Source organism: Pseudoalteromonas sp. JC3, assembly GCF_030291895.1.
In the GTDB taxonomy this organism is placed as follows: domain Bacteria; phylum Pseudomonadota; class Gammaproteobacteria; order Enterobacterales; family Alteromonadaceae; genus Pseudoalteromonas.
The window spans coordinates 696359-721864 of the sequence record NZ_CP127855.1; the positions used below are offsets into that span (position 1 = coordinate 696359).

The 25506-nt window shown below is 42.2% G+C and carries 22 protein-coding genes and 1 pseudogene; 12 read left to right on the forward strand and 11 right to left on the reverse strand.

Features of this window, described 5'->3' with window-relative positions:
* Window positions 1-412 precede the first annotated feature (412 nt).
* Window positions 413-2041 (forward strand): pyridoxal-dependent aspartate 1-decarboxylase PanP, encoded by a 1629-nt coding sequence (gene panP / locus QSH61_RS02970; RefSeq protein ID WP_174170374.1) that lies wholly within the window; start codon window positions 413-415, stop codon window positions 2039-2041.
* 210 nt (window positions 2042-2251) lie between these two features.
* Window positions 2252-3295, forward strand: coding sequence for a sensor domain-containing diguanylate cyclase (locus QSH61_RS02975; RefSeq protein ID WP_010605727.1), 1044 nt, complete (start codon window positions 2252-2254; stop codon window positions 3293-3295).
* A gap of 57 nt (window positions 3296-3352) precedes the next feature.
* Here QSH61_RS02975 and QSH61_RS02980 read toward each other — a convergent pair whose 3' ends face one another.
* A complete protein-coding gene (locus tag QSH61_RS02980; RefSeq protein ID WP_206471445.1) occupies window positions 3353-4054 on the reverse strand; it encodes a transglutaminase-like domain-containing protein in 702 nt (233 codons plus the stop codon).
* Between the two features lie 236 nt (window positions 4055-4290).
* On the opposite strand from QSH61_RS02980, the gene QSH61_RS02985 reads away from it, so the two are divergent.
* Entirely contained in the window at window positions 4291-4689 is a 399-nt protein-coding gene (locus tag QSH61_RS02985; RefSeq protein WP_206471444.1) for a hypothetical protein, read from the forward strand.
* On the opposite strand, the gene QSH61_RS02990 is transcribed toward QSH61_RS02985, so the two are convergent.
* Together QSH61_RS02990 and QSH61_RS02995 are read right to left on the reverse strand one after the other, a co-directional pair.
* Window positions 4686-5375, reverse strand: coding sequence for a helix-turn-helix transcriptional regulator (locus tag QSH61_RS02990; RefSeq protein WP_206471443.1), 690 nt, complete (start codon window positions 5373-5375; stop codon window positions 4686-4688). The genes QSH61_RS02985 and QSH61_RS02990 overlap by 4 nt on opposite strands.
* A gap of 35 nt (window positions 5376-5410) precedes the next feature.
* Window positions 5411-6334 carry a manganese-dependent inorganic pyrophosphatase gene (locus QSH61_RS02995; protein ID WP_206471442.1) on the reverse strand — a complete coding sequence of 308 codons (924 nt, stop codon included), beginning with the start codon at window positions 6332-6334 and terminating at the stop codon, window positions 5411-5413.
* 207 nt (window positions 6335-6541) lie between these two features.
* On the opposite strand from QSH61_RS02995, the gene QSH61_RS03000 reads away from it, so the two are divergent.
* Complete coding sequence (locus QSH61_RS03000; protein ID WP_206471441.1) at window positions 6542-7027, forward strand: hypothetical protein; 486 nt, start codon at window positions 6542-6544, stop codon at window positions 7025-7027.
* Between the two features lie 24 nt (window positions 7028-7051).
* Window positions 7052-7861, forward strand: coding sequence for a bifunctional DNA-formamidopyrimidine glycosylase/DNA-(apurinic or apyrimidinic site) lyase (gene mutM, locus QSH61_RS03005; RefSeq protein ID WP_010605722.1), 810 nt, complete (start codon window positions 7052-7054; stop codon window positions 7859-7861).
* 13 nt (window positions 7862-7874) lie between these two features.
* On the opposite strand, the gene QSH61_RS03010 is transcribed toward mutM, so the two are convergent.
* Both QSH61_RS03010 and QSH61_RS03015 read right to left on the reverse strand, forming a co-directional pair.
* Window positions 7875-9494 (reverse strand): flagellar assembly protein A, encoded by a 1620-nt coding sequence (locus tag QSH61_RS03010; protein ID WP_010605721.1) that lies wholly within the window; start codon window positions 9492-9494, stop codon window positions 7875-7877.
* A 164-nt stretch (window positions 9495-9658) separates the two neighbouring features.
* Complete coding sequence (locus QSH61_RS03015; RefSeq protein WP_010368484.1) at window positions 9659-10552, reverse strand: LysR family transcriptional regulator; 894 nt, start codon at window positions 10550-10552, stop codon at window positions 9659-9661.
* 120 nt (window positions 10553-10672) lie between these two features.
* On the opposite strand from QSH61_RS03015, the gene QSH61_RS03020 reads away from it, so the two are divergent.
* The 3 genes from QSH61_RS03020 (at window position 10673) to QSH61_RS03030 (ending at window position 16694) form a co-directional block, all read left to right on the forward strand.
* Window positions 10673-12241 carry an NADH-quinone oxidoreductase subunit L gene (locus QSH61_RS03020; RefSeq protein WP_206471440.1) on the forward strand — a complete coding sequence of 523 codons (1569 nt, stop codon included), beginning with the start codon at window positions 10673-10675 and terminating at the stop codon, window positions 12239-12241.
* A complete protein-coding gene (locus tag QSH61_RS03025; protein WP_206471439.1) occupies window positions 12241-14673 on the forward strand; it encodes a YbcC family protein in 2433 nt (810 codons plus the stop codon). Before QSH61_RS03020 ends, QSH61_RS03025 begins: the two co-directional genes overlap by 1 nt.
* A gap of 137 nt (window positions 14674-14810) precedes the next feature.
* Window positions 14811-16694 (forward strand): hypothetical protein, encoded by a 1884-nt coding sequence (locus tag QSH61_RS03030; protein WP_206471438.1) that lies wholly within the window; start codon window positions 14811-14813, stop codon window positions 16692-16694.
* A gap of 471 nt (window positions 16695-17165) precedes the next feature.
* Here QSH61_RS03030 and QSH61_RS03035 read toward each other — a convergent pair whose 3' ends face one another.
* A complete protein-coding gene (locus tag QSH61_RS03035; RefSeq protein WP_206471437.1) occupies window positions 17166-18479 on the reverse strand; it encodes an ATP-binding protein in 1314 nt (437 codons plus the stop codon).
* A 247-nt stretch (window positions 18480-18726) separates the two neighbouring features.
* On the opposite strand from QSH61_RS03035, the pseudogene QSH61_RS03040 reads away from it, so the two are divergent.
* Window positions 18727-19188: pseudogene (locus QSH61_RS03040) on the forward strand (DUF3427 domain-containing protein); the annotation flags it as partial.
* A gap of 18 nt (window positions 19189-19206) precedes the next feature.
* Here QSH61_RS03040 and QSH61_RS03045 read toward each other — a convergent pair.
* Window positions 19207-19818 carry a DUF6933 domain-containing protein gene (locus tag QSH61_RS03045; protein WP_206471436.1) on the reverse strand — a complete coding sequence of 204 codons (612 nt, stop codon included), beginning with the start codon at window positions 19816-19818 and terminating at the stop codon, window positions 19207-19209.
* Between the two features lie 228 nt (window positions 19819-20046).
* The gene (locus QSH61_RS03050; protein ID WP_248298642.1) at window positions 20047-20469 is read right to left on the reverse strand and encodes a helix-turn-helix transcriptional regulator; all 423 of its coding nucleotides are present in this window, start codon (window positions 20467-20469) and stop codon (window positions 20047-20049) included.
* A gap of 99 nt (window positions 20470-20568) precedes the next feature.
* Here QSH61_RS03050 and QSH61_RS03055 point away from each other — a divergent pair, with 99 nt between their 5' ends.
* From QSH61_RS03055 to QSH61_RS03065, 3 genes are all read left to right on the forward strand, one after another.
* Window positions 20569-20940, forward strand: a complete 372-nt coding sequence (locus tag QSH61_RS03055) for a hypothetical protein (protein ID WP_206471435.1) — start codon at window positions 20569-20571, stop codon at window positions 20938-20940.
* 1026 nt (window positions 20941-21966) lie between these two features.
* On the forward strand, window positions 21967-22704 hold the full coding sequence (locus QSH61_RS03060) for an endonuclease/exonuclease/phosphatase family protein (RefSeq protein WP_206471434.1): 738 nt from the start codon (window positions 21967-21969) through the stop codon (window positions 22702-22704).
* An 8-nt stretch (window positions 22705-22712) separates the two neighbouring features.
* Window positions 22713-23279, forward strand: a complete 567-nt coding sequence (locus tag QSH61_RS03065; RefSeq protein WP_206471433.1) for a CYTH domain-containing protein — start codon at window positions 22713-22715, stop codon at window positions 23277-23279.
* A gap of 11 nt (window positions 23280-23290) precedes the next feature.
* On the opposite strand, the gene QSH61_RS03070 is transcribed toward QSH61_RS03065, so the two are convergent.
* From QSH61_RS03070 to QSH61_RS24285, 3 genes are all read right to left on the reverse strand, one after another.
* Window positions 23291-24376 carry a radical SAM/SPASM domain-containing protein gene (locus QSH61_RS03070; protein WP_206471432.1) on the reverse strand — a complete coding sequence of 362 codons (1086 nt, stop codon included), beginning with the start codon at window positions 24374-24376 and terminating at the stop codon, window positions 23291-23293.
* 429 nt (window positions 24377-24805) lie between these two features.
* On the reverse strand, window positions 24806-25036 hold the full coding sequence (locus tag QSH61_RS03075) for a hypothetical protein (protein WP_206471431.1): 231 nt from the start codon (window positions 25034-25036) through the stop codon (window positions 24806-24808).
* A gap of 68 nt (window positions 25037-25104) precedes the next feature.
* Window positions 25105-25440: a tyrosine-type recombinase/integrase gene (locus tag QSH61_RS24285; RefSeq protein WP_164518174.1), complete on the reverse strand. Its 336-nt coding sequence runs from the start codon at window positions 25438-25440 to the stop codon at window positions 25105-25107.
* Between the last annotated feature and the right edge of the window lie 66 nt (window positions 25441-25506).

Below are 25506 nucleotides of genomic sequence, written 5' to 3' on the forward strand. Positions count from 1 at the left end.
CTAACTAGCGTAAGCGTGGCAGCTGCTTTGTTACATAATATAAACAATACAACATAAATTGATGACTTGAGAAGAAATAAAGCAAAAAATTTCCTCACCAATGATCAATAAAATGCATTGTTGCGAGCAAGTCGGTAATATACCGTTTTGTTGGGTTTATGTCCCCATTTTATACCTTATTTTTGACGAGAATGTAAAATAGAAACTAAGGTATTTTTCACTGAACTTTCGTTGGGTTTTCATAAAATTGTCAATGTTTCATGAATTTTAACTAGACAATAGAAGACAATTCCCTTTCTTTACAGTAAAGTTAGCCATTTCATGTATCACAATCTCTTGTGCAATTTGTATCTACTCAATCTCTAAAATGGGTAGGTAAGCTACTGCACCGTTTGATGTTTAGGTAGTATTGATGGGTCCAAAGCGTTGCGCCGTTGCGTCTGAAGAAAGCTTAATGCGTATATTTACCGTGCCTGAGGCGCCTGATTCAACTTTAAGCAGAATCGAGCAAGAAATCTCGAGCAATTTGGCTGGCTTTTTAAATGAGAATATTGCGGCAGTTGAAAAGCCACTGCACGAAGTTGAAAAAGACTTTCAGTCGGCGGTGATCCCCGAAGTGCCGATGTTTGTCTCCGACTATGCGCAAGATATCATGGAGCAATTAGTTGCCCACTCAGTGCATACCGCAGCCCCAAGCTTTATTGGGCATATGACCTCAGCTTTACCGCATTTTGTGTTGCCACTGTCGAAGTTGATGGTGGGACTCAATCAGAACCTAGTCAAAATTGAAACGTCAAAAGCCTTTACTCCGCTTGAACGTCAAGTATTGGGAATGATGCATCACTTGGTTTACGGCAGCGATGATGCTTTCTACGATAAGTGGATGCACAGCGCAAAAACGTCACTAGGTGCTTTTTGTTCGGGTGGCACAATTGCGAATATAACCGCGCTTTGGATTGCAAGAAACCGCTTATTAAAAGCGGATGGTGAATTTAAAGGTATTGGTGCATCGGGTATTGTGGCTGCAATGCTACATTATGGTTACCGAGGCTTAGCGGTATTGGTTTCTGAAAGAGGCCATTATTCGTTGGGTAAGGCCGCAGATGTGCTAGGTATTGGCCGCGATAACTTCATTTCAATCAAAACGGCTGGCAACAATAAGGTTGATGTTGACGCCATGCGAGCTAAAGCTAATGAGCTTGAAGCGCAAGGGATAAAAGTACTGGCTTTGGTTGGTGTTGCTGGGACGACCGAAACGGGTAATATTGACCCTCTAGAAGAGATGGCTGATTTAGCTGAAGAACTCAATTGCCACTTTCATGTCGACGCCGCTTGGGGTGGGGCAACACTACTATCGAATAACAATCGCTACCTTCTGAAAGGGGTGGAGCGAGCAGATTCAATAACCATAGATGCGCACAAGCAAATGTACGTGCCTATGGGAGCGGGTATGGTGTTATTTAAAGACCCAGCGGCATCTGATGCAATTGAACATCACGCCGAATACATATTACGGAAAGGCTCTAAAGATCTGGGAAGTCATACTTTAGAGGGGAGTCGTCCTGGTATGGCGATGTTAGTGCACGCATGTCTGCGTGTCATTGGTCGTCAAGGCTATGAGATGCTTATTGATAAAGGGATTGAAAAGGCGCGGTATTTTGCTGAACTAATTAAACAAACCCCTGATTTTGAGCTGATCTCTGAACCTGAGCTATGTTTGCTGACTTATCGCTATGTACCTGAGCAAATAAAAGCGGCAATCGCACAAGCGGATGAACAAGAAAAGATAGAGATTTATGCCGCACTCAACCGTTTTACTGCAAGCATGCAAAAGCGTCAGCGTGAAGCGGGCCGCTCTTTTGTTTCTCGAACACGCTTAACGCCAGAGCGATACGACCGCCAACCTACGGTGGTATTTCGAGTGGTTTTGGCCAACCCTCTGACATCAGAGTCTTTGCTTAAAGAAATCATGGATGAGCAACGCCAATTGGCAATGTCAGATCCGGTATTTAAAAAATACCTCGCAAAATATATTAAATAATCAACGAATAAAGTGGCCTCGCGCCACTTTAATAATCTCAGGCTTATTACCTTTTAGCATTACCTCCTTTACGGATTACTCTACTTATATTCTTATTTCTTACATAATCGTGTGAAAATATTCCAAAACATAGGTTAATTCTAGTATTTAAGACTATGCTTAAAAATTATGGCGCGTTATGCTAGCAGAAAAGAATAAAATCTTCGTATTATGTTGAAGAACTTTAGCAATGTCACTCAGAGGCTTAGGCGGCTCAGCTCGCAAGAGCTTGATGTATCGGGAACATTTCAAAGCTTCCTGATTGATTTACTAGATGAAGGTAAGCTTATCTTAGACGTCACTCGGGTTTCCGTTTGGTTGTTTGATGATCTTGACAAACCTTCTGAGCTTATCAATGTTGCTAATACAGATTGGCAGGGTGACGAGTTACCGGTGCAATTGCCAGCCTTAACATATGAAAACTTCCCCGCTTATTTTTCAGCAATCAACAGTGGTCAATCGATAGATGCGAATGACGCTGCCGCCGATCCCAGAACGTCCGAATTTAAAGAATGTTATTTAACTCCAAACCACATAGTGACCATGTTAGATACGGTGATCTTTAAAAATGGTATTCCTCACGGAGTGGTGTGCTGTGAAGGGAATAATGGCGTACGTACGTGGCACAAAGATGAAATTGCTTTTGCGGAGATGATTGCAGACTGCTGCAGTCGCCGATTACTGGTTAAAGAGTTATGGCAGTTACAGCTGCAACTTACTGACATGGCGTTTAAAGATCCACTCACTGGATTGAGTAATCGACGTTTTTTAATGGATAACGCAAAACGTGAGATCAGTCGTCATGCACGCTTTGACCATCCATTTAGTATGATGATGCTAGACATAGATCACTTTAAAAAAATCAACGATAATCACGGCCATGAAACCGGTGATTTAGTGTTAAAAAGCTTTGCTGAGATCTGCGTAAATACCTTGAGGTTAGAAGATTGTATGTGTCGTTTAGGGGGGGAAGAGTTTATTGTGCTGTTACCTAACACGCCGGTAAATTCAGCGATGGTGATCGCCGAGCGCCTGCGACAAGAAATAGAGCAATCGGTTATCTCTACGCCATCAGGGGAGATCACCATTACATCAAGCTTTGGGGTCGCAGCAGTCAATACCAATTTGCCTTTTGGTCATTCATTAAAAGCCGTTGATCACGCGGTATATCAAGCCAAAGCTGCAGGCCGCAACTGCGTGATCCCCGCGCAATAGAGGTGGCGTTGAATACACTAACCACAATCGCAGCCAATTTGCTATTGCACGCTCAAGTTAGTTGAAGCGTCCGGCTCTGACGCGCTTTACCCTTTGGTTTATCCAATGTCTAAAGCAGTGTGCATAGAGCCATTGCTTGATGCCAGTTAGATTTTTGTGTTGCTGATACAGCGCATCTGGACTTGTATAAAGCCCTAAATCGCGTGTGATACTTTGCTTTTGAATATATGCACCATTTAATGAAAAGCGATTATCGGGTTGCTGTAAACAGGGAGTAGAAATACCAAATCCAGTAAAGCCTTTTGCCTTCGGGAAGTGCTGCTGAACCTGCTTAAGGTAGCCGTCATCAATTATGTAACCTTCAAGCTCTATCCAGCGCTCCTCTAAATAAACTTCAACCCAACTATGGATAATACTTTTTGGAGCAAACCACGCCAGTAGGGTAGGAATTAACCCTTGTTTAAGACTGTTGGCTATCTCAAACCCATGAACTCGGGTGGGAATATCACAAGCCCTTAGCAATGCGACCAGTAATGTTCCTTTGGTATTACATTGTCCATAGCCTTGCTTAAGCACTTGGCTTGCAGTTAGTGTATCTGTCTCACTATAACCAAACTCTATGTCGTCTTTGATGAAGTTATAGATTTGCTCCGCTGCCGTGATTTCATCAAGCTGCCGCCAACCTTTTGCTTCTATTAAGCTTTGGATCTCTGAATGTTGATAATCAACTAAAGGGGTAGTTACTAAAAATTGCTTCATGGTTATGCTCCTATTTTGGTAGCAGTGTGATGCAACTTAGGTAACTAAGCTTGAATAAACTGGCTAAGTTCATGGTTAGTTAATAGGTGTACAATTAAGTTTTTTATTTTGTATTTAGGGAAGGAGCCTATGAGAAAAACAACAAAGATTGTTGATAAGGTATGTACTGACAAAGTACTGAAGCAGCGACCAAGTAACCGCGATGACATATCTTACGGTTATGGAGGATCGCTTGCATGAAATGGAAAGTCTTATTTTATTTCTTACTACTGACGTTTATTGCCTCAATCTATGATGCATTTACGCTGCCGGATCATTTAGCAATAGAATCAAGCATGTTTACTGGGATTGTGTTATTGGTCGCAGATCTCTTAAATGTATTTGGTGCTTTTTGCGTTGCTTATGGCAAGCGTCCTGTTACAGATGTGTGGTTTTGGAGCGTGTCATTAGCACTATTTATTGCTGCCAATGTTTACATTCAGATCCAAGCATTTATTCAGTTTCGTATTGGCTATACGGTCGATGAGATGATTGTTCATTCGATTATTTTTCTCGTCGTATTAACCATATCGTCGCTACCTATGGTTAAGTTGATTGATGAAGCTTATAAGCGAGGTAATAAACAAACGGCTTAGTTTATAGCGCTTTGTGTTTTTAATGCCTCAGTCGGTGTAATGCCAAACTGCCGTTTAAATGTACGGCTCAAATGAGCGCTATCTGCAAACCCCGCGAGCATTGCTGCTTGTGTAAGGTTGTTGCCTTGTTGTATGGCGACAACTGAGCAGATCAGCCTGCGCCACAGCACATAAGGTCGCCATGCTATCCCCACTTGCTCGGTAAACAGGTGTAAAAAGCGACTTGGTGAGAGATAAAGTGATTCGGCAATCGTATTTGCGCTGAAGTGACTGGGTTTAAGGCAAGTTTGTGCATTAAAACAAGTATCTAATTGCGCCAATACACGGTCAATTCGTGGATCTAAATCCGTCGTTGGTAGCTCGGTAAGTCCTACTGTGCGTATTAACTCGGCAAGCTTGGCATTGCTATTTGGTGCAGTATTTATCTTGATTGCTGCACAGCCGTTGCTCTGGAGTTGCTTGCCATACACGCTTTTTGGTTCGACTAATATCACCCAGCCTGAGGTCATTTTTAAGCTATGTTCTACGCCACTAGCAATTACGCTTGGGCCAAATAGCGTTTTGTCACCGACTTGCGCGATACAGTCGCTCAAGGGCAGATTAATTTGAATAAGGTGATGTGAATGGCACGCAGCATTCAAGTCTTTGACAAAGGAGGCGAATATACCTGGAGTGAGGTGCAGCATAAAAACAGCCGAGACTTTCGCCTCGGCGAGCAGTATTAACCAGCAAATGCGTCTTGCAGTGGTGGTACAACTTGCTTTTTACGGCTCAGTACGCCGTCTAACCATACTTTGCTAGCTTCAGGCTCAACGTCGTATGCTTTTGCGATGATCGCTTCATCATCAGAAGCGATCAGCATTTGTGAGCCTTCTTTCATGATATCAGTAAGTAGCAGCATCACACTGTGGCGATTACCTTCTTCTTTTAATTTTGCGATATCGGCATGTAGCTCATCTTTGATCTTGTCAAATACAGCAAGATCAACCACTTCAAGCTGGCCAATACCAACAAGGTTGCCATTCATATTAAAGTCTTTGAAATCACGCATGACCAGGTCACGAATTGGTGTGCCTTCAACTGCTGATTTCACCTTGAACATTTCCATGCCAAGCTCTTTAGCATCATCAACACCCGCGATTTTTGCAAGTGCTTCAACACATTTGATATCCGCAGTAGTACAAGTTGGTGATTTGAAGATGACTGTGTCGCTTAGGATTGCACACATCATGATGCCAGCAATATTTGCTGGGATTTCTACATCGTAGAAGTCGTACATCATTTTAATAATCGTGTTACTACAGCCAACAGGGCGGATCCAACACTCAAGTGGTGTTGAAGTTGTAAGGTCGCCTAGTTTGTGGTGATCAACTACGCCAACTACAGTTGCTTTATCGATGTCGTCTGGTGCTTGCGTTTTTTCAGTGTGGTCAACGATATACACATCTTCGCCAGCATAGCTCATCTTAAGCTCTGGTGCTTCAAAACCAAAACGGTCAAGAATAAACTGAGTCTCCGGTGAGACTTCACCCAAACGCGTTGGGATTGCTTCTTCACCAATTTGGTTTTTTAAATAAGCAAGTGCGATTGCACCGCAGATTGAATCTGAATCAGGGATCTTATGACCCACTACAAACATTGCCATTGACGGAACTCCTTAAAATTTTGCCCACATTCTAGCAAAATAACTTGTCATTTAAATAGTGTAAATGCGCAATTTGGCGTAGATAGGGGATGGTAACGACAGATTGTTGAACTAGGCGAAATAGCCTCGGTGAGCAAGGGCTAATTGAGCATGTATAAATACAAATTAGTATTATACACTAACCGTTCAAACGCTTAGGAGATAGGTATGATTCAAATGAGCCGTAAGGCGTGGAATAACGTGGTGATCTTTTCCATGTTACTGATGATCTTTTTTCTCAACGGTCTCCACTATAAATTGAATCCCAGCGACGATAAAGCAAAGATTCAAGCTGTGCTACCAGAGCAAAGCTTTGTCTTAACCGTGGCATTTCCTGGCTATAAAATTGAACGCATTGGTACAAGCTGGCGTATCGAGTTACCGCAAGGCTCAAACCAGGCCTTTAGCGAAGATGCCTTAGGTGCGCTTGTCGCCAAGTGGCAAAGTTTACAGCTATTGGTTGTTGAGACGCCAAAGCAGTTGGAGCCAGCGCTGAGCGCAGCGCAGTTTTGGCTAGCAACTCAAGAGCTTCCCCTTAGCTATCAGCTGTATCCTAGCGATAATGGCTTTGTATTATTTGATAAACAACAACAGCGTTGGTTTGAGCTTGATAGTGTGCAAGCCAAAGCATTATTTCTACCGATAGAATTGTAATACCACACAGTAATAGAGTGAATTATGCCTGAGTTACCAGAAGTCGAAGTGAGCCGTTTAGGCATTCAACCATATTTAGAGCAACATATTATCCAAAGCGTAAAAGTGCACAATGGTAAGCTGAGATGGCCTGTACCAGAGGAAGTACAATTGCTCGAAGGTGAGAGGGTGCTTGCGGTTAAGCGACGGGCAAAATATTTGCTTATCGAATCCAAGCATGGCACTGCGATTTTGCACTTGGGGATGTCAGGAAACTTACGTGTTGTTGATAGCAAAGAGCCACTAAAAAAGCATGATCATGTGGAGATCATTCTGGCCTCAGGTAAGTCGCTCAGATTGAACGACCCGCGTCGCTTTGGTGCCTTCTTATGGCAAGGTACAGGCGAAGATCATAGCGTTTTTGAAAAGCTGGGTCCTGAGCCGTTGACCGAGCTTTTTACAGCAGAGTACTTATTTGAAAAAAGCAGAGGCAAAAAGCAGCCGATTAAACAATTTGTTATGGATAATCATGTGGTGGTTGGTGTGGGTAATATTTATGCCAATGAATCTTTGTTTAAAGCAGGGATCCATCCCAAAAAAGAAGCAGGTAAAATTTCACTTAAACGCTACCAATTACTAACACCGATCATCAAGGAAACCTTAAGTGCAGCTATCAAACAAGGGGGAACGACACTTAAAGACTTTGCTCAAAGTGATGGTAAGCCGGGTTACTTTGCTCAAGAGTTACTGGTGTATGGTCGCAAAGGTGAGCCTTGCGTAAGCTGCGAAACGCCATTAAAAGAAATACGTCTAGGGCAACGCAGCACAGTGTATTGCGCTAAGTGTCAGCGCTAGAGCAAAGTGCAGGCTAGGAGCCTGCGGTTTTAAAGTCTATTTTAACTTGGTTTTCTTGTAGCGTTGCTGAGCAAGGGGGGTAACTGCGGGTTGTTTTATACACGCGATCAAAGATATGAATTTCAACCCCTGAATGAAGCGCTTTGTTTGCTGCAAGTTTCGTGTTGTCGAGCAAATCGTGTAAGTCGTGATCAAGCTGGCTGAGCTTTTGCTCAAGGTGCTCGGCTTGCTGGCAGTAGTGCATCTGTGTTGCGCCAATTTTAGTTTTGAGTTGTTGCTTTTTAGCTGCGTCTTTTACTAACTCTGCTTTTTCAATCGCTTGCTGTAGTTGATCTAAAGAATCATTGGTGGCGGCGACTTCTTTGAACAGGGTGTCGGTTTCTTGGGTGATTTTAAGGCCTTTGCGTGCAAGATAAATCATCATCTTAGCGCCAGACTCACTGCCAATCTCTCCCGCTACCACCATTTGCGCATCTATGATTGAACCACCTATTAACTTGCCACTTGGATGATCGCCAGTGCCAACTTGTATCAGCTTTTGCGCTTTAATATCGCAGTGGTTACTTTGCTTATTGATAATAATGTTATCGCCTTCAAGGTAAGTATATTGTCCATGGGCAATCTCAATATTGCCTTTGGCGATAAGCTTGCAGGTTAAGCCTTGCTCATTATTTTGATGGTCGACGTGGCCGATCACGCCACCTCGTACCTCAATATGACCACCTGCAATAAGTTCTCCAGATTCCACCGTGCCGAGCACTGTGATATCGCCTTGTGCAGTCACGTGCATACCCGGCTCCACATTATGGGTAACTACAACGCTGCCATTAAAGTCGACATGACCACTTTTTACTGTGACATCGGCAATCGTAAATACATCATCCACGCGCATACCGTTGGCGATATCTGAGGGGCAACCTGCAATGGTTGCGATAAGCTCTAGTGGGTTGTTGGGGTTGATCTCGGTGCCTTCACCCGCCATAAGCTGGAACGATTCGCCGGGCTTCGCTTCAATACTTTCACCACTAACTGTAAAGCCTTCTTTGCCTGGTGTTGCGGGCTTTTGAGTCACCAGTAAATCACCCGGGGCGACGCTTGCAAGCTTGCCAAAATCACGCATGTCAACGGTGCCATCTTCACGCATTCTAGGTTGTTTGAGTCTCTCTTTTAAAGTTTGTACGTGCGGCAGTAATTTTGCTGATTGGCCGTCTTGTGGTGGCCGGCCTTGGGCGATTAATCCAGATGCTTCTTCGCCAGGTGGAAGTTCAAACTGTTTGCGCAGGATATTTTCTAGGTAAGCTTGCTTATAGCCACGGCTGACGCCCGCTTTAACAATGGCTTTTTTTGCCTCTTCTAATGATACGGCTTTACCACCTCGAGCAGTTTTAAGTTGCCCAAAGGCCTGCATTTTATCGTCACTTAAGGTGACTTCAAATTCGGCATCATGTTGTTTAGCAACGACGATTTGGCTCTCTGGAAAGTCGCTTTGGAAAAAGGCATTAATCGAGTCGTGATCAATTTCGCAGTCGGCAAATTGTGATTTTTCAAGGGCTTCAATCACAAACGCAGCACTTGGCGGTGAAGCAGACTTCACATCCATTAAGATATTGCCATTGTGCGCAAGCTTGAACACGATAACTGCCTCGTCGAATTTTTATCCTATAGTTTCAGCTTGCTAAATAAACATCAATTGGTCAAGTGCTTAGGCCAATTTTCTTACGTTAATATGGGTTAAGTTAAAAAACAGAAATAAATCGTGATTTTCTAATACTTTCAGGTGAATAAAAATCAGCGTGCTTAAAAATGTGCGGGCTTATCACGCGCTTCTTGCAGCAGGATTTTAATTGCTTCAGGAACAACCTTTTTCTGTGTTGAAATCGCATAAAAATACTCATAAATATTAGGTAGTTCCTGATATTGCTGTAGCACCCCTTGGGCTATTTCGTCTTTTACTACTACGGCAGGTAAAACGGCTACCGCGCCACTATCTCGTGCCAGTAGTCGCATCATCGCCATATCGTCGACCTCTGCCAAAATGTTGGGGAAATACTGATACTGAGCGCACAGCGCATTAAATGCGGTGCGTAAATCTGAGTTGGCAGGTGGCAAGATCCAGCGTGTTTTTTCAAAGCCTTGTGGAAATGGCGTGCTTGGCTTGAGGGCAGGCGGACCAATGATCGCCAGCGGTTGCTTGGCTACTAATTGGCACTGCCAATAGGGATCTGAAGTATCTAGGTTTATTGTTCGGTTGGTAAGCACTAAATCCAGCTCATAATTAGTTAAGCCGTTGAGCAGCTCAGAAATACTGCCTGACTTTAACTTAAATTGCACATCGCTGCGCCGCATCAAAGGGCTAATAAAAGCTTCTACAAAGTTACGTGACAGAGTGGTCAACACCCCAATAGTTACATGGGTGGTTGACTGTACGCCTTTGCTTAGCAAGGCTTCGAGTTCTTGCCCCGTGGTAAAAATATCATCGGCATAGCTCAGCACCTTTTTACCCTGATCGGTGAGCATTAGGCTGCGGCCTACGCGCTCAAATAGTGATACCCCGACATTGTGTTCTAACTGTTTGATTTGCGCAGAGAGCGCAGATTGCGAAACATGTAATTCTTTAGCGGCTTGAGTCAGGTTTCCGAGCTTAGCAACCTGCCAAAAGTAGTAAAGGTGGTGATAATTAAGTCGGCTCATCTAGGCTTATCTATATATAAGTAAAACAGAACGAATAGTTAAATTATATCTATTTTTATTAAATTAAAAAGGTTGAAATAATGACCTGATTCAAGACTTAGGTGAGAAGCATAGAAAGTGATGATTAATATCTTAGTGGTGCTGTTGCTATTACACTTTTTGATTGCTGCGTCTTTCATGAGCAAAGCGTCTCGCAGTAACGCTGGGTTATTTCGTATCGCGAACGGTTTTGCTATTGGTGTGGCAATTTGTATCGCTCTTGGCTGGGGGAGTTGGGCAACACAAGGTGATATTGCCAGTAGCCTGTTTGAAATAAACTTTTTACGGCTTAGCGTGGTGTCATTGATTGGCTTTATGAGCTTTATTTTACTGCGTTACTCCATTCACTATTTACATGGTGAAAAACACCGGGGCCGCTATTTTCGCTATCTACTCACGACATTACTGAGCGTGACTATTGTGGTGCTCAGTAATCACTTAATCCTATTTTGGTTGGCTTGGGTTGGCATTAGTTTGAGCCTACACCGTCTACTGCTGTTTTATCCTAACCGCCCGAGAGCGGCATTGGCCGCACACAAAAAGTTTATTTTGGCGCGCTTGGCAGAAAGTGCATTGCTGGGGGCTTTTATTTGTATCTACCTAAGCACTGGCATGCTCCGGCTTAATGACATCACCGACTATTACTTAACTCACTCAACGACACTGACTGTGCTAGAGCAATCAGCAGCTGGCTTACTCGCAATTGTGGCGCTGATAAAATGCGCGCAACTGCCAGTGCATGGCTGGTTGATGCAAGTGGTTGAATCACCCACACCGGTAAGTGCGCTGCTGCATGCAGGGATCATTAATTTGGGTGGTTTTTTGGTGATGGTGTTTGGCCCTTTGATTTTACGCGTAGAAGCTGCGAAATGGCTGATCTTGATCGTGGCAGGAATAACGACATTATTGTCCGCGCTTATCATGACAACGCGGATCAGTTTAAAAGTGCGCTTGGCTTGGTCAACCTGTGCGCAAATGGGACTGATGCTAGTGGAGTGTGCTTTGGGGCTATATGAATTAGCGCTACTACACTTATTAGCCCATTCAGCCTACAAAGCTCACGCATTTTTAAACTCAAGCCAGTGGATCCATGAAGATTTGACTCGTCGCTTGAGCGACCAACTTGAACCGCCCTTGTGGCAATGGCTCATTGCACTTGCCGTGGCAACTGGCCTCACTACAGCAGCTGCAGTCGTTATTGAATATCAAGGTCCTATCAGTATTTGGGGACTAATGGTTGGCGCATTAACGGTGTGGCTAGCGCTGCGTTTTGAGGCGCAAGCCCCTAGTAGCTATTTTAGAATCATCACCGCAGCTGTTGTGTTGTTGGCAGCCTATAGTGCGCAAAAGTGGCTATTGCACTTGGTGGTCGCGCTACCAAATGATCTTAGAGCGCAAGCACTCGATGGTGCTGATATTTGGTTGCTCAGCTTAGTAGTGTTACTCATCGTAGTAAATTATCTGCTCTATTACCGCGCACATTTGGTAACGGTGCAAAAACTCTCTCGGGTGTTGTATGCCGGCCTGTACTTAGACGAGTGGATGACGCGATTAACCATATTACTTTGGCCCGTCCATTTGCCAAGTATTAAAAAGCAGAAACACCTAGCCATTCATCGCTATGCTGCAGGGTACGAGGAGCAGAAGTAATGATAGACATACAAAATAACAAACAGACTCAGCTATCCAAGCCGCAACAGCAACAACTCCTGAGCGCAGAAACACGCATTGCGCCAACTTGGCCACTCGATCAATTGATCGCAGTGAATCCATTTTGGGGAATGCGCGATCTGCCCTTTGATGCGGTGGTCAATAAAATGAGTGCGTTGGCACAGGTTAGAATGCTGATGCCCGTGGCATTTTATCTTGAAAAATGGCAGCAAGAGGCGATTTCAGAGCAAGCATTGCAGCAATCTGCGGCACATTATGCGGTGGATCGCAGCACCAATGCGCTACTTAATTGGCTCAAAAAAAGTCACTGCGGCGAGTTGCCACATTGGCATACATTAGCGGATTTACTTGACCGTTATCGCTCAGAGCATAAGATGCCATGGCAAGAGGAGATCAGCCACCAAATTAGCCAATTTTGCGCCGCGCATTATCAGCAGGTGCAGCCTATTCTCAAACAAACCCAAGGTGAGGATAGACTCTGTTTGTATCGCCACTGGCATGAAACCGTATCGCGAGACTTGGGGATAAGCATCGTCATGGGGGAGTCGGGCTTAGTGGATTACTTTAAGGCTTTGCCAACGTCTCCTGAGTCTTTAATTGCACTCGCTGTCGACACCTTAGAGATTGGTTTTAATGAGCTGAGTGATTATGCGCACATGCTACTGCTAGACATTAATGGTTGGGCATCTTGGGCGGCTTACGAACGCTGGCAAGCAGATCTTGCCCAGCATCCGGCTTCCGATATGCGTGCGCTACTGGCAATTCGAATGGCGTGGGAGCTGGTGATTTGGCGTTATGTGAGTGAGCGCCATCCAACGACCTTTACCCGTATTCAATACCATTGGAACAAGCAAAAGCAGCAACTTGCTGAGATTGTGATTGAACATAAAAAGGCATTGTTGCCGCGCCTGGTATTTCAGCGGGCACTCGAGCTCAGTTATCAAGTCACTTTAGTGGGGCAGCTAAAGACTCAGCAGGTAAAATCTGAGGAGGCTCGTGAGCAAGCTACACCAACCTTACAAGCGGCTTTTTGTATTGATGTGCGCTCAGAGGTGATCCGCCGTGCGTTAGAAACTCAAAACGCAGGCATTCAAACCATAGGCTATGCTGGTTTTTTTGGCCTACCTATTGATTATCATGCTACTAACTGCCGTTTTAGTCGGCCACAGTTACCCGGATTATTAAAAGCACCAATCACCGCAATACAAACGCCCGCAACCCAGCACCTTGCCACAAAACGGCAGCAAGCTGGCCGTTGGCATAGCTGGTCTCACTCTGCGGCTGCTTCATTTTCGATGGTGGAGTCGATGGGGATGAGTTACTTTTATCAGCTATTTAGCAAAGTGTTTTCACTGCAAAAAACTCATCATCCCGTCGATAGTCATATTGATTCAAGAAAGTGGCAATTAAAACAGGGCGAACACGAAGTTACTGTTTTGGAGCAAGCTAAACTCGCAGCTGGCATATTAAAAGGGATGGGACTGACTGAATTTGCTGATACAGTCCTATTGGTTGGCCACGGAGCACATACCACCAATAATTTACATGAAGCCGGACTGCAATGTGGTGCATGTGGCGGCCAATCGGGAGAAGTGAATGTTAAAGTACTCGCGCAACTTCTTAATGACCAAGCGGTACGCGCAGAATTAATCGCGCTAGGCATCGCTATTCCGTCGCAAACCCGTTTTGTTGCAGCGCTACATAATACCACCACTGAAACAATTACCCCCTATGGCGAAATAGATACAGAGATAACCCGCTGGTTAAAGCAGGCAGCGCATCTGGCTCGAGTAGAGCGCGCTCATACACTCGTGATAACTGGTAAAGAATTATCTGAGCAGCAATTAGAGCAGCGATTTATAGCCCGTACTAAAGATTGGTCTCAAGTCAGGCCGGAATGGGGCCTTGCCAACAATGCAGCATTTGTGGTCGCGCCGAGACAAGTTACGCAGGGTGTTGACTTGCAAGGCCGAGTCTTTTTGCATGAATACAGCGCGGAGCAAGACCAAGACTTTAGTCAGTTAACCGCTATTTTAACCGCCCCTATGCTCGTCACTAACTGGATCAATATGCAATATAACGCTTCGGTAACCGATATCCACAAATATGGCAGTGGTAACAAGGTGTTGCACAATGTAGTGGGGGGCAGAATTGGAGTGTTTGAAGGCAATGGCGGAGATTTGCGAATTGGCCTGCCAATGCAATCCGTTCATAACGGTGAAAAATGGATGCATACCCCACAACGTTTGAGCGTAATTGTACAAGCACCAACCGAAGCACTAGAGCAAATCATGGCAGCACATCCAGTTGTAAAACAATTGGTAGAAAACGAGTGGCTTTATCTTCTGTCTATTTCGCCTAATTGTAACGAAGTTAGACGATTTGATAACAGTAAATGGGAACTTCTTTGAATTCAAACGAAACTCGTTGCAACTTAACAAGTTATTGTGCAGAGTATTGCAGAAATTGAAAGGTGTGGCTGGACGCTGCCTAAACTAGACGACCTCCTAGCCACCGACATTGGACTGTTTATACAAGGAGGCTGCTAGTGGCTTTTGATTATGGCTCTATTGATTTAGGGCTTAAAAACCCATTTAAAACGGAAGGTAAAATCACAGCTATTCGTGGTGCAATACAAACTATTGCTGGAATTGCATTACTGGTGATTGCCGCCAGCTCCGTTAAGAGCGATGCGGGTATGGGTTGGATCATCATGCTATTTGGCATGTTGATTTTAGGCTTTGGGATCACTTCTCTTGCAAAAGGAATATATGCAACGCTGCGCTTTTTTGTGGGTCGTAACCATCCCACCTCTTTAGCTTATAACTTCAGTAAATCAGAAACTTCAACTGCCAAGCAAGAAAAGGCTGATGTCGCTTATGCGGCGAAAACGCTAGAAGAAATGTTGATTGGCCGAAAGAATAGTACTTTTGTAGAGCCTAAGGGATTCTTATCGCGTTTACTTCACAGCATTGCACCTAAATTACTCTTTCTCCCTTATCCTATCAGAAATATGAGCCAACGCTTATTTGGTGCATGGGTGAGTACATTAACCGCACTTGTGCTTTATGGCGTGGTGGCGTTTGTATCGCTGTCGGGCTTTGCCGGTGATGCTGGGGAGCTGACTTTTCCAATCTATAGCACCTTACTGATGATATATATTTTGTCATGCTGGTATAGCGCGGCTAAACCGATTTCACGCAAAGCGGAACATGCTATTGAATCTTTGGGGAGTGCGACCCTCACTAAAGTGATTTCGCTCTCTTTTGTGCTACCAATCTTGATAGGTCTAACTTTGTCTTACATCATGGATGAAGGAAAGTTAAGTAAAGCCGATATTGAGCTCTTTTTTGCGCCGTTACCTAGTCTTCATACTTGGGCTTATCTCACGGGCGTTATCGTGCTTGCACTTGGCAGTAGCGCCATTATTGCTGTTATGCTTAAAGCGCGTTTAGACAAAGTAAACCCAGTGGTTGAAGTGTCTGAGTTAAGAGAAAACTGGCAAGAATCAGTACATCCAAATGAGATATTTATTAACCTCGACAACTTGGTGATGGCTAATCGCCGATATAAAGAAGTACCAAACCGAGTTTATCGTGAGCTAGATCCCAGCTTGCAAGAACAAGTTGATGGTAAAGGTGGATTTAAAGGCGAAATGATCCAAGAAGTACAACCTAAAGTTCTGCCCCTAGATTTAGGTAAATCGTTTGAACGCTTTAGGTTTTTATCCTTGCTTGGTGGTAACTTACTGCTGCTAGTAACCCTTGGATTAAGCGTCTTTTTTGCTTATGCCGTAGTAGATATTTACCACTATGTAACGAGCGCCAATATCAGTAATTTTTCTAGTGCCTTCAGCGACGAAAACATCGCGTCATTTAGCGCCGTTGTGATGGTAGCCGTACATTTACTGCTAAGTGGCCTATTGATTAAATCGTTTGCATCAATGCTAACCAATGCTGCACACGTATTCTATGCCGAGATGCAGTTTGAATCTCTGCTGGTTTATTTTAAATGTGAAGGGACATTTACTGAGTCTAAAATATCAACAGGTACTGGCATTCACGATTCCACACGCTCTGAAAATACGCTAGTACGCAGCAGTATTACCCCTTGGGTAGTGGTGTCGAGAATTGTATCAACGACCTTCGCTGCCACGGGCATGAAAAACCTAGAGCACCCAAGACATATTTTAGAAATGCATAAAGACGATGCACAGCTAAGCGACATCCGTAAAGATGTGATTAGCTTCTTAAAAGACCGAGAATCCATCGCCGCAATTACCAGCGAGCGTGATTTAGGCAATGCCTCACAAGTGTACCAACTCAATCAGCAAACGAGAGCGGTGGATCAAAACCACCACCTGCGTGCAAGTAGTGATGAAGCAGGCGCCTATCTGCGCCGAGAAGAAGCACTCGAAAATAAAGAAGAGTAAAATGAAAATGCCACCCTCGGGTGGCAATCTAAACATTTAAAAACTCAAAAACTTACCGAAAAGAAACCGCTCAAAAATGCCTGTTTTCCCACCAAACTGCCCACCACTTGTCTATGGCTTTTACTAAATCTTAGTGGTGCTCCTTGGCTATGACTACGGAAAAACAGTGCCGTTTTTATGCTGCTGTTAGGACTTAAAAATAGAGGTTTTGAAGGGCTTTATCGAGCACGATTTCTGTCAACATAATTTGGCCATTTTTTGCTGGTTCTACGTGATAGTGATAAGTCAGCAGAAACTCACCTAACCTGAAGTGGACATTATGGTGTCCATTTCAATAGAAATAAGCTCAATATGGATACTATGGTATCCAATAGAGGTAAGACTGAGTGTCCGAATATCAGGTATCAAGGTCTACAGATTGTTACCTTTGAAGTAACTTTATGTAGACCTCGGGGGCTAAGCAACGCGCTTTTACCATCTCTGAGGTAAATACTGCGTGAAATACAAAGGCATTACGATTTTGGTTTGTTCTAACGCTGATGAGCCTTGTGTACCAGTTAACTTAAAAGTTTTACTTGGTGCACATTTTTCAACATAAGATGCCAACGATTTTGCCCTTGTACGGTTACCACTTTTGACTTCAACAGGGATGATATCGCCTTCATCGGTTGCCAAAATAAATTCGATTTCGGCGCGGGCGTCATTCCATGAATAACTTGGGTCAACGCCGATGGCTGTGAGCTCTTGCTGCACGAAGTTTTCAGCCACGTAACCTTTGTATTCATAGCTTTGTTGCTTAATCTCTTTATAACTGCTGCCTAGCATATGATTAAGCAGCCCCACATCAAATAGAAACAATTTAACCATATTTTCTTTTTTATAGGCCGCTAGTGGCGATTTTGGCAATCCTTCAACAGGGTAGTTTGGTAAAGCTAAACGGCAGCAATGAAGCCAATGGATTGCGGTTTCAAAATCGCTATAACGAGATTTACGCTCATGCACATGTTTAAATTTAAAGCGTTTAACGGACTCATCGCTGACAAGTGATAGCTGCGCTGGAATGCTATTAAACACAGATTCAATCAGTGTAGCATCGACCTTGCCTGCGTACTTACCAAAATCGCGGCGATAACCTGCAACTAAATCGGCATGAATTTTTGTGACTTTTTCAACACGCTCTAGAATGCTTGAATCCTTATACTGATACCAAGCAGAAACGGCTTCCGGCATACCACCGGTAAAAAAGTAATCTGTTAGTTTATCCATCAATTTAGTGTGCACCGCAGGTGTGCTTGCTTGACTGTCAAACGCTTTGATCAGCGCTTGCTCGTTTGATGCATAAATAAATTCTTGGAAGGTCAGTGGTCGTAAATTGTATTGTTCTACCTTGCCCACAGGGAAGGTGTTGAGCAAACCAATATTTGAACCGCTGGCAGCGACAAAATAGCAGGGGGCTTTCTCGGCAAAGTACTTAAGTGCGGTAACGGCACGCTCACATTCGCCAATTTCATCTAATATCAGCAGATCGGTTTCTGGGTTGAACACCTGATTGGTCAAAAGCTCAATGTTCATTATTAGCTCGTCAGGTGAGAGTGAGCCATCGAACGCTTCTTTGTAGGCGGGATTTTCAAGAAAGTCGATACGAAGGATGTTGGCAAAGGTGTTACCAAACAACTCTTGCAGCAGATAGGTTTTACCTGTTTGTCTTGCGCCATCGATTAATAATGGCTTGCGTACAGATTGGTTTTTCCATGCCATTAAGGCGTTAAGTAAGTTACGCTGCACTGTTATTTCCCGCCAATTAAGATTGTTAACGACCTATACTATAACTCAAACCACACTTTTATGCGCATAAAAGTGTGTTTTTTTACATTTTTACGCGCATAAAAGTGTGGTGGTGTTCGTTCTAATTGAAAAAGACTTTCTCTTTTTGACAAGGGGGCAGTATGGGCAAAGTCTTAATTCACGACACTTAGTCACACACCAACCCTGCCCACACGGTATTTATCACTTGGGGCATTATGTAAATTCTGGGGCTCGTTATGCCAGAGAGCAAATATTGGTTGGCTTTGGTGTGTCTACTTTTGAAAAGCAGGCTAATTCTCGAGAAGGTGTTTTTAGCATTCGAGAGCAAAATATTGAGCTGCTATTCGTTACGTTGAATAAAAACGAAAAGCAGTTTTCGCCCACTACTATGTATCACGACTACGCGATAAATGAACAGCTTTTCCATTGGCAAAGCCAAAACTCAGCAAGGCCTGATTATGGTAGAGGTCTAGACTATGTCACTCACAAAGCAAAGGGTAAGCGACTTTTTCTGTTTGTTAGAGAGCAAGCAAAAGACGAATTTGGCAAAACCATAGGATTTGTTAATTTTGGCGAAGTTGACTATGTATCGCACATTGGTAGGCAGCCCATGAACATCACTTGGCAGTTGCGAAATACCATGCCGACATTTATGTGGAAACAGGCGGCTAAGTTAGCAATGGCTTAGCAGGTTGATATTGGAGCGTTAGCTTAATAAAGCGAGCATTTCCTTAATGGGCCAAATACAGTCTTTTTGTCCTTTAACCATACAAGGGCGTTCAGCTAACCAGGCGGCAGTTCTATAAGGCGAACAATCCATGATGTTAATTTGGTCGAACCAAAGTTGATGTTCTATATCGCCTTTCATTTGATTCATCGTCCCTTGCACACTACGGTTATTGGCTTTGGCGATTGTTAGCGGGCCGAGTAATGAAGCTGCTTTTTGTAATTGCTGGTTACTTGCACCCACTTTTAGCAAGGTATTCATAAAGCTATCAGCAAATAGAAAATCTAACTTTGCAAAATCTGGTTTGGTGAGGCCAATAATAAATACCGGAAAGCGCGTTTGATTATGCATCAGGAGCATACAGTTTCTGCGTTGTATTGTGAGCAAATTAGCATGCCAATCTGACAAAGGGTGAGTGTCTGGCGTGCTTAAATCAGTCAGTTTTGCATCGGAACAAGCGGGTATAACTCCTTCATTGACAGGGAGCTTTGCAATGAGTTTTTGTGTACAGAACAGGTTAATCATGCGGTTGCCTTTTTGTTCTAATAACAGTTGAAGTTTAGCGAAACTATGAAGGTTAATATACTCCATAAAATGAACCCAATAAAAAACCGCCGAGAGGCGGTTTTTCAAAGCTGATAGAATATCGGCGTGTTATTCAATATTCTGGATCTGCTTCTTGAGTGTAAAATATAAATCTTTAAATTACAGTTGGTTATCTTTGACTTTTATTAGTGGAAAAGGGCGTCTGCCACCACTTCTGCCACCATTGTTTTACGGTTAACCCTGTGTCGAATTACTCTATATTCCGAGGCTAGTTTAGCAGCTTTTAATCCACTCTTGAATATCGTTATAACGCCAGCCAATACGGCTACCTGTAAGTGGCACCCTAGCGGGGAATTTCCCTGCGCGCTCTAGTCGCCAGATGGTTGTACGAGATAGATCCGTCAGACGCTGCACTTCCTTTACGCAAATAATTTTATCAGGTGTGTTTAGTTGTGGTGGTTCATTACAGGGTTGGATTTGTTGTGCTAAATACTCCAAAAGCTGAAAGCCGAAAAATTCCGTCAGATCCTCGTTAACCTGGATGTATTCGATTTTATGCTGCTTCTGTAGCTTTGTAAGCGCATCAATAGTGCAATGCAAGAAAAGAGCGGCTTCAACCTGAGAAAAGCGCTGATAAAGGCATATACCCATACTGTCGGCCATATCACAAATTTGTGGTGTAAACGGATGCGCCATGCTAAAGCTCTATTCCCTTCTTGCTGTTTCTGACAAAGTTGAAATTTTATGGTTCAGGGTTCAAACTGTTTATACATTAATCAATATAGATAGTAATGTATGGAAGCCAAAGAGCAAGGCTCACTATTTACACCAAAAGATAATGAGCTGATCTCTCGGATCAATGCCTATCACGCTGTGATGAAAGAAAAGCGCAATGTTGAATTGAGTCTTGACCTGTTCAGAAGTCAGGAATGGGCTGAACGTCTTGGCTCTATGCAAGAGTTGGAATTTGCGCATACCCTTATTTCATCCAGCCTGGAACAAGCCATTATGAGTTTCAGTGATAGTGACTTGAAAAAAGCACGCTCACAAGGGCTTTTGGATGAATCTCAGCTGCATGAATTACAAATCAATAAAGCCAAGGCTAAGCTTGGCACGTTTCGAGTGTCACACAATAGTTACGAGAAAAAACACGGTAAATCAATTTAATAGAGTGACTATGTTATCTAGATTATTTCGAGTAACTCGAAATAACAAAGTAAATTTGATTATTTGAAAATATCAGTAAAATCAGTTTGATAGATTTAATTGATAACACAAGTTTATGAAAGTAACAGTCTATACAACAAAGTGAGGGGCGGGAAAATCTCCGATTTCAACCAACATAGTACATGACCATAGTTTTGCTTTGGGTACAAATGAGCCTTACCATATCTATGATGAACTCTTACCTGACGATCAGTTCATGACCGTTGATCTTAACGAACCTTTTCCAACCATCCCTGAGCATATTGATATAGTGTTTGATCTTGCCTGAGCACTTTCAAATAGCGCGCTAAGTATTAGCACTGCTATCGAGCAATCGGACTGGGTGATTATACCCATCTACGACGAGTACAAATCAATCCTTGCTTGACTGAATACGCTTGCAGAAGTGCTGCATCTGAATCAAAATGTATTGGTGGTTGCAACTAAACTAGAAAAGTCGCGACATGACAGAGGGAAAAGCTGGCATGAATGTGAGAGCTTTATTCATATCCAATCGCTAGTGCATGAGAAGTTTGGCTGAGATATTCCAGTACTGCCGCTGAAGTTTTCCAGGGGATTTGATGAGATCTTTAAGTCCAAAAAATCTATCTCACAGCTGCAAGCCGCATCACCACTTGCCAAGTTTCAATATAGGGAAGTGAGTAGGCAATTCGATGCCATTTATTCTTTAATCCTCCCAAAAAATGAGTCAAAAAAATAGCCTGACAAACATCAAGCTGAGCAACAAAAACACACTATCTAATTTGATGCATAAGCCATCATCAGTAAAAACCAGTGGCAGAACAGCAAAGCCCGCAGCCGAAAAACAATCGGAATTGGTTGGGCTAAGATTTACCCCTTCAGAGCTTGCAGTAGTAAAACAGAAAGCAGGGCTGGTTCCTGTCGCAACTTTCATAAAAAATGAGTTATCTAGCAATACAAATGTGTTAAAGTTTTAAGTATGGTTTTATTTTTCTTTGTGTTCTTATGCTCGAATTAAAATTTATTTGCGTTAATATATCAAATCCATCATATGAGAGAGCAAAGCTTATTTGGGAAGAGCTTAAAGTTGGTGACTTTGATGTTGTATGTCTAACAGAGACAAAAAGTAGTAAAGGGTGTGAGTATATAATAGATGAATCAGCGAATGATGGGTATAAATTTTTTGGTGAAAAGCCAAAGGGTAAAGATTATGGTAGTTTTATACTGGTTCGGGAAAAAAAGGGTTTTGAAGCTTTAGATTGCTCTTTTAATATGGGTTATATGCCGGAAAGAGTATCTGTTGTTAATCTTGAGTGTAATGGTAGAAGGGTTTATGTTGTAAATGTTTATATACCATCTAGGGATAGGAGTGAAGGAAAGATAAAAAGGAAAAAGCTATTTTTGAGCTCTTTGAAAGAGGGTTTTTTAAATTTCCCAACTTCGGGTACAGTGTTTTGTGGGGATTTTAATTTAGTTTCAAGGGGGCATTTTCCAAAGTATTATATTTTCAAAGATTGGGAATATGATTTCTTCGACTATCTATCGTCAATTGGTTTTGTTGATAGCTATAATGGATGTGAAAATATGCCCTATAGCTGGATTGGCAGGACTGGAAATGGTTATAGATATGATTATGCTTATGTTGGAAGTGAAGTGAATGTTTTGAGTAGTGTTTATAGTAGTGAATTACTCGAAAGGAAATTGACTGATCATAGAGAGATAAATTTAAAATTAAAAGTTTAAGGGGCTGTATGAAAAAAGAAATTGAATTAAGAGTTAAATTTAAAAATCCGGCGAAGTTTGGGGTTTGGATGCGTGAAAATGCAGAGCTTATCGGGGAGCAGGAGCAAATAGATTGGTATCTTGAGCCCTGCTCTTCACCATATGTTTATGAAGGAAAGAACGGGAAACTTCAAGCAGATAAATGGCTGAGGGTAAGAGTAGAAAATAATATTAACGCTAGTGTCTGCTTGAAATCTGTTGTTAGGGGTGATGACGAGGAGTATCTCTATTCTAATGAGTACGAATTAAAAGTTGATGATGGTGATAGCGCTTTGAAATTATTTGAAGGTCTTAATTATAAAAAAGTTATTGAAATAAATAAAAAGAGGAAGGATTGGAAATATAAAGACTTGATAATTTCTGAAGACTTTATTGAAGGTTTAGGAGGTTTTGTGGAGTTGGAGCTATATAAAGGGGATTTAGGCTATAATGAAGGAATAAGATACATTGAAAACTTTTTACAAGAAGTTCTATCGATGGACTATGAGATAGTAAAAGGTGGTTACCCACAGCTGGTGTGGGATAAAATTAAATAGCCCTTGTTTTTTTACTCTATATGTATAATCTTATTGTTCTCTTTTGGACAAAGCTCAACATCTAAGTCACCGACTCTGCCGCCATTAGATATAACGCCTGCCGGGCAGCCTTTCCCGCAGCTCTTGTTATCTTCGCAAGAGTTGCAACTTTTATTATTTCCACTGGATAAAAAAGAGTAGTTGTAATCTTTAAGCTTAGAGTAAATATTCTTGTCATTGAGAATATTACCAACGATGAACTCTTCACGTTTATGTTGGCTGTTGGGATTTCCAGTTGAAAAAACTAAGTAAGGGCATACGGTTACATCCCCATTAGTGAATATATATATAATATTACCAGCCTCACAAGAACTTAGTGGTTTATCGTTATATGGAAACCTAATGTGTACTACATCAATATCCTTCTTATAATTTGATGTTGCATTCTTCACCTTAGTCATCATCGCTTTCTGAGCTTCAAGTTTTCCTTTTGAGTTAACCCCCCTTCCCATACTTGATAGTGGGTTCATTAAAACAAATTTAGCATTGCATTCAATTGCAAATTCACATATTTCATTATATTCATTTGAGGAGGCAAGATTATTTGGAGTCACTAAGATTCCTTTTAGTAGTCCAGCTTCTCCAATCTTTTCTATAGTATTTTTTGTCTCATAGAAAGAGTTCTTGTCACCTCTGAATTTTCCATGGCTTTGTGAAGAAAAACCATCTAAACTAATGTTGAAAAATACCCCGCCTATACTTTGATATTCTTTGATTTGATTTTCGCTTATAAGGGTTCCATTTGTGCATAAAGTGACTTTTATATTGTTTTCAATGAATAGTTTTATTATCTTGTTTATTTCTGGGTGAATCATTGGTTCACCTCCAGTTAAACTAACGCTAATAACATTACTTTTTATTAGTTGTGGGAGTATCTTATTCTTAATATCTACATAGGGTATGGTGTCACCATACTTTCTAGCTGAAACAAAGCAATGAGCGCATTTTAAGTTACATTTCTCCGTTATTTGTATTAGTGCCTTTCTATATGGAGGCATGACAGAAGTGCGAAAATAACACGAATTTGCATAAAACCCCTTTGTGATTTTTCTTTTCATTTGACATTTCCTTTATGTTGATTTTGTGGCTGTGTTATGTCTTTGTTGTGAATTAATGGGTTGGTTATTTTTATAATCCTGTCTACTCATTAATGCTAGTAACTAGATAAAAGCCTTGTTCATAAATCAATGAGGCCGATTTTTTGTTATATATTAAAATGTTATTAAAAAATTAAGTGTAAGGTGTATAAGGAATATAAATGCATTTTTGTCTCTTGTATTGATAGTACAAATTGTATTCTCATTAAACAAGACTTCTGATAAGATTTTTTATTGTTGAGTGGATGAGAGTAGGGGAGTGTAGCTAAGTTTTCAACAACTCTGTGCAAGAACTCTTCACAAAAACTTCTGGCTCTGGCTGGGTTGTCTTCAGCTATGAAACATTCAATCGATTAAGGTCGGTTTTGGCTTTGTGGGTTAATAGTACTTTTACCATTGAGATGCAGGTTTAGAAAGTACCTGTGAGATATTGCCAGCATCAAGTTCAATCATATCACCATTAGCCACATCTTGAAGACCTTGTTCAATACCTGAATCAATGCGCTTTTTTACGTACTCTGAAACTGCCTCGAAGATAAGATCTTCAGGCGACTGAAACCCTGAGTTATTAGCTTCAGCATGTACAAGCTCGGCAAAGTTACCGTGGAGAGTAATAGTCATGCTGTCTACTCTTAAAAAAATAATTCTACTTCTATTGTATCAGAAATAAGCCAAAGTCAAATGGACAGTTAGTAATCAACTTTGAAACTGGCGCTTTTCTCTGGTTCGTGGCTTCTGGTATCATACATCAAAGTTGTACTGACATTTGCATGTGTGACTGTTCGCTGCACGTCTTCAACTGGCGTATTGTTGCGTAATGCTTCGGTAATAAAGGTGGCACGGGCAGAGTGTACAGAGTACTTTTCAAAATTTGGTATCTCCGCACGCCTCAGATACTTTTTGAATATATATCGAATATTGACTGTTGATATGGGTGTGTACGGCTTGGGTGATTTTCTTGAGTTTTGAAACAAAGGTGCTTCGGGATCACTCGCATAGTTATACTTTGACAAATATAGCCTCAATGCGGCTTGCAGCTTGTGATGGATCGCAACTACGTTTTCTTTTCACCCCTTTTCACGGATCTCTAG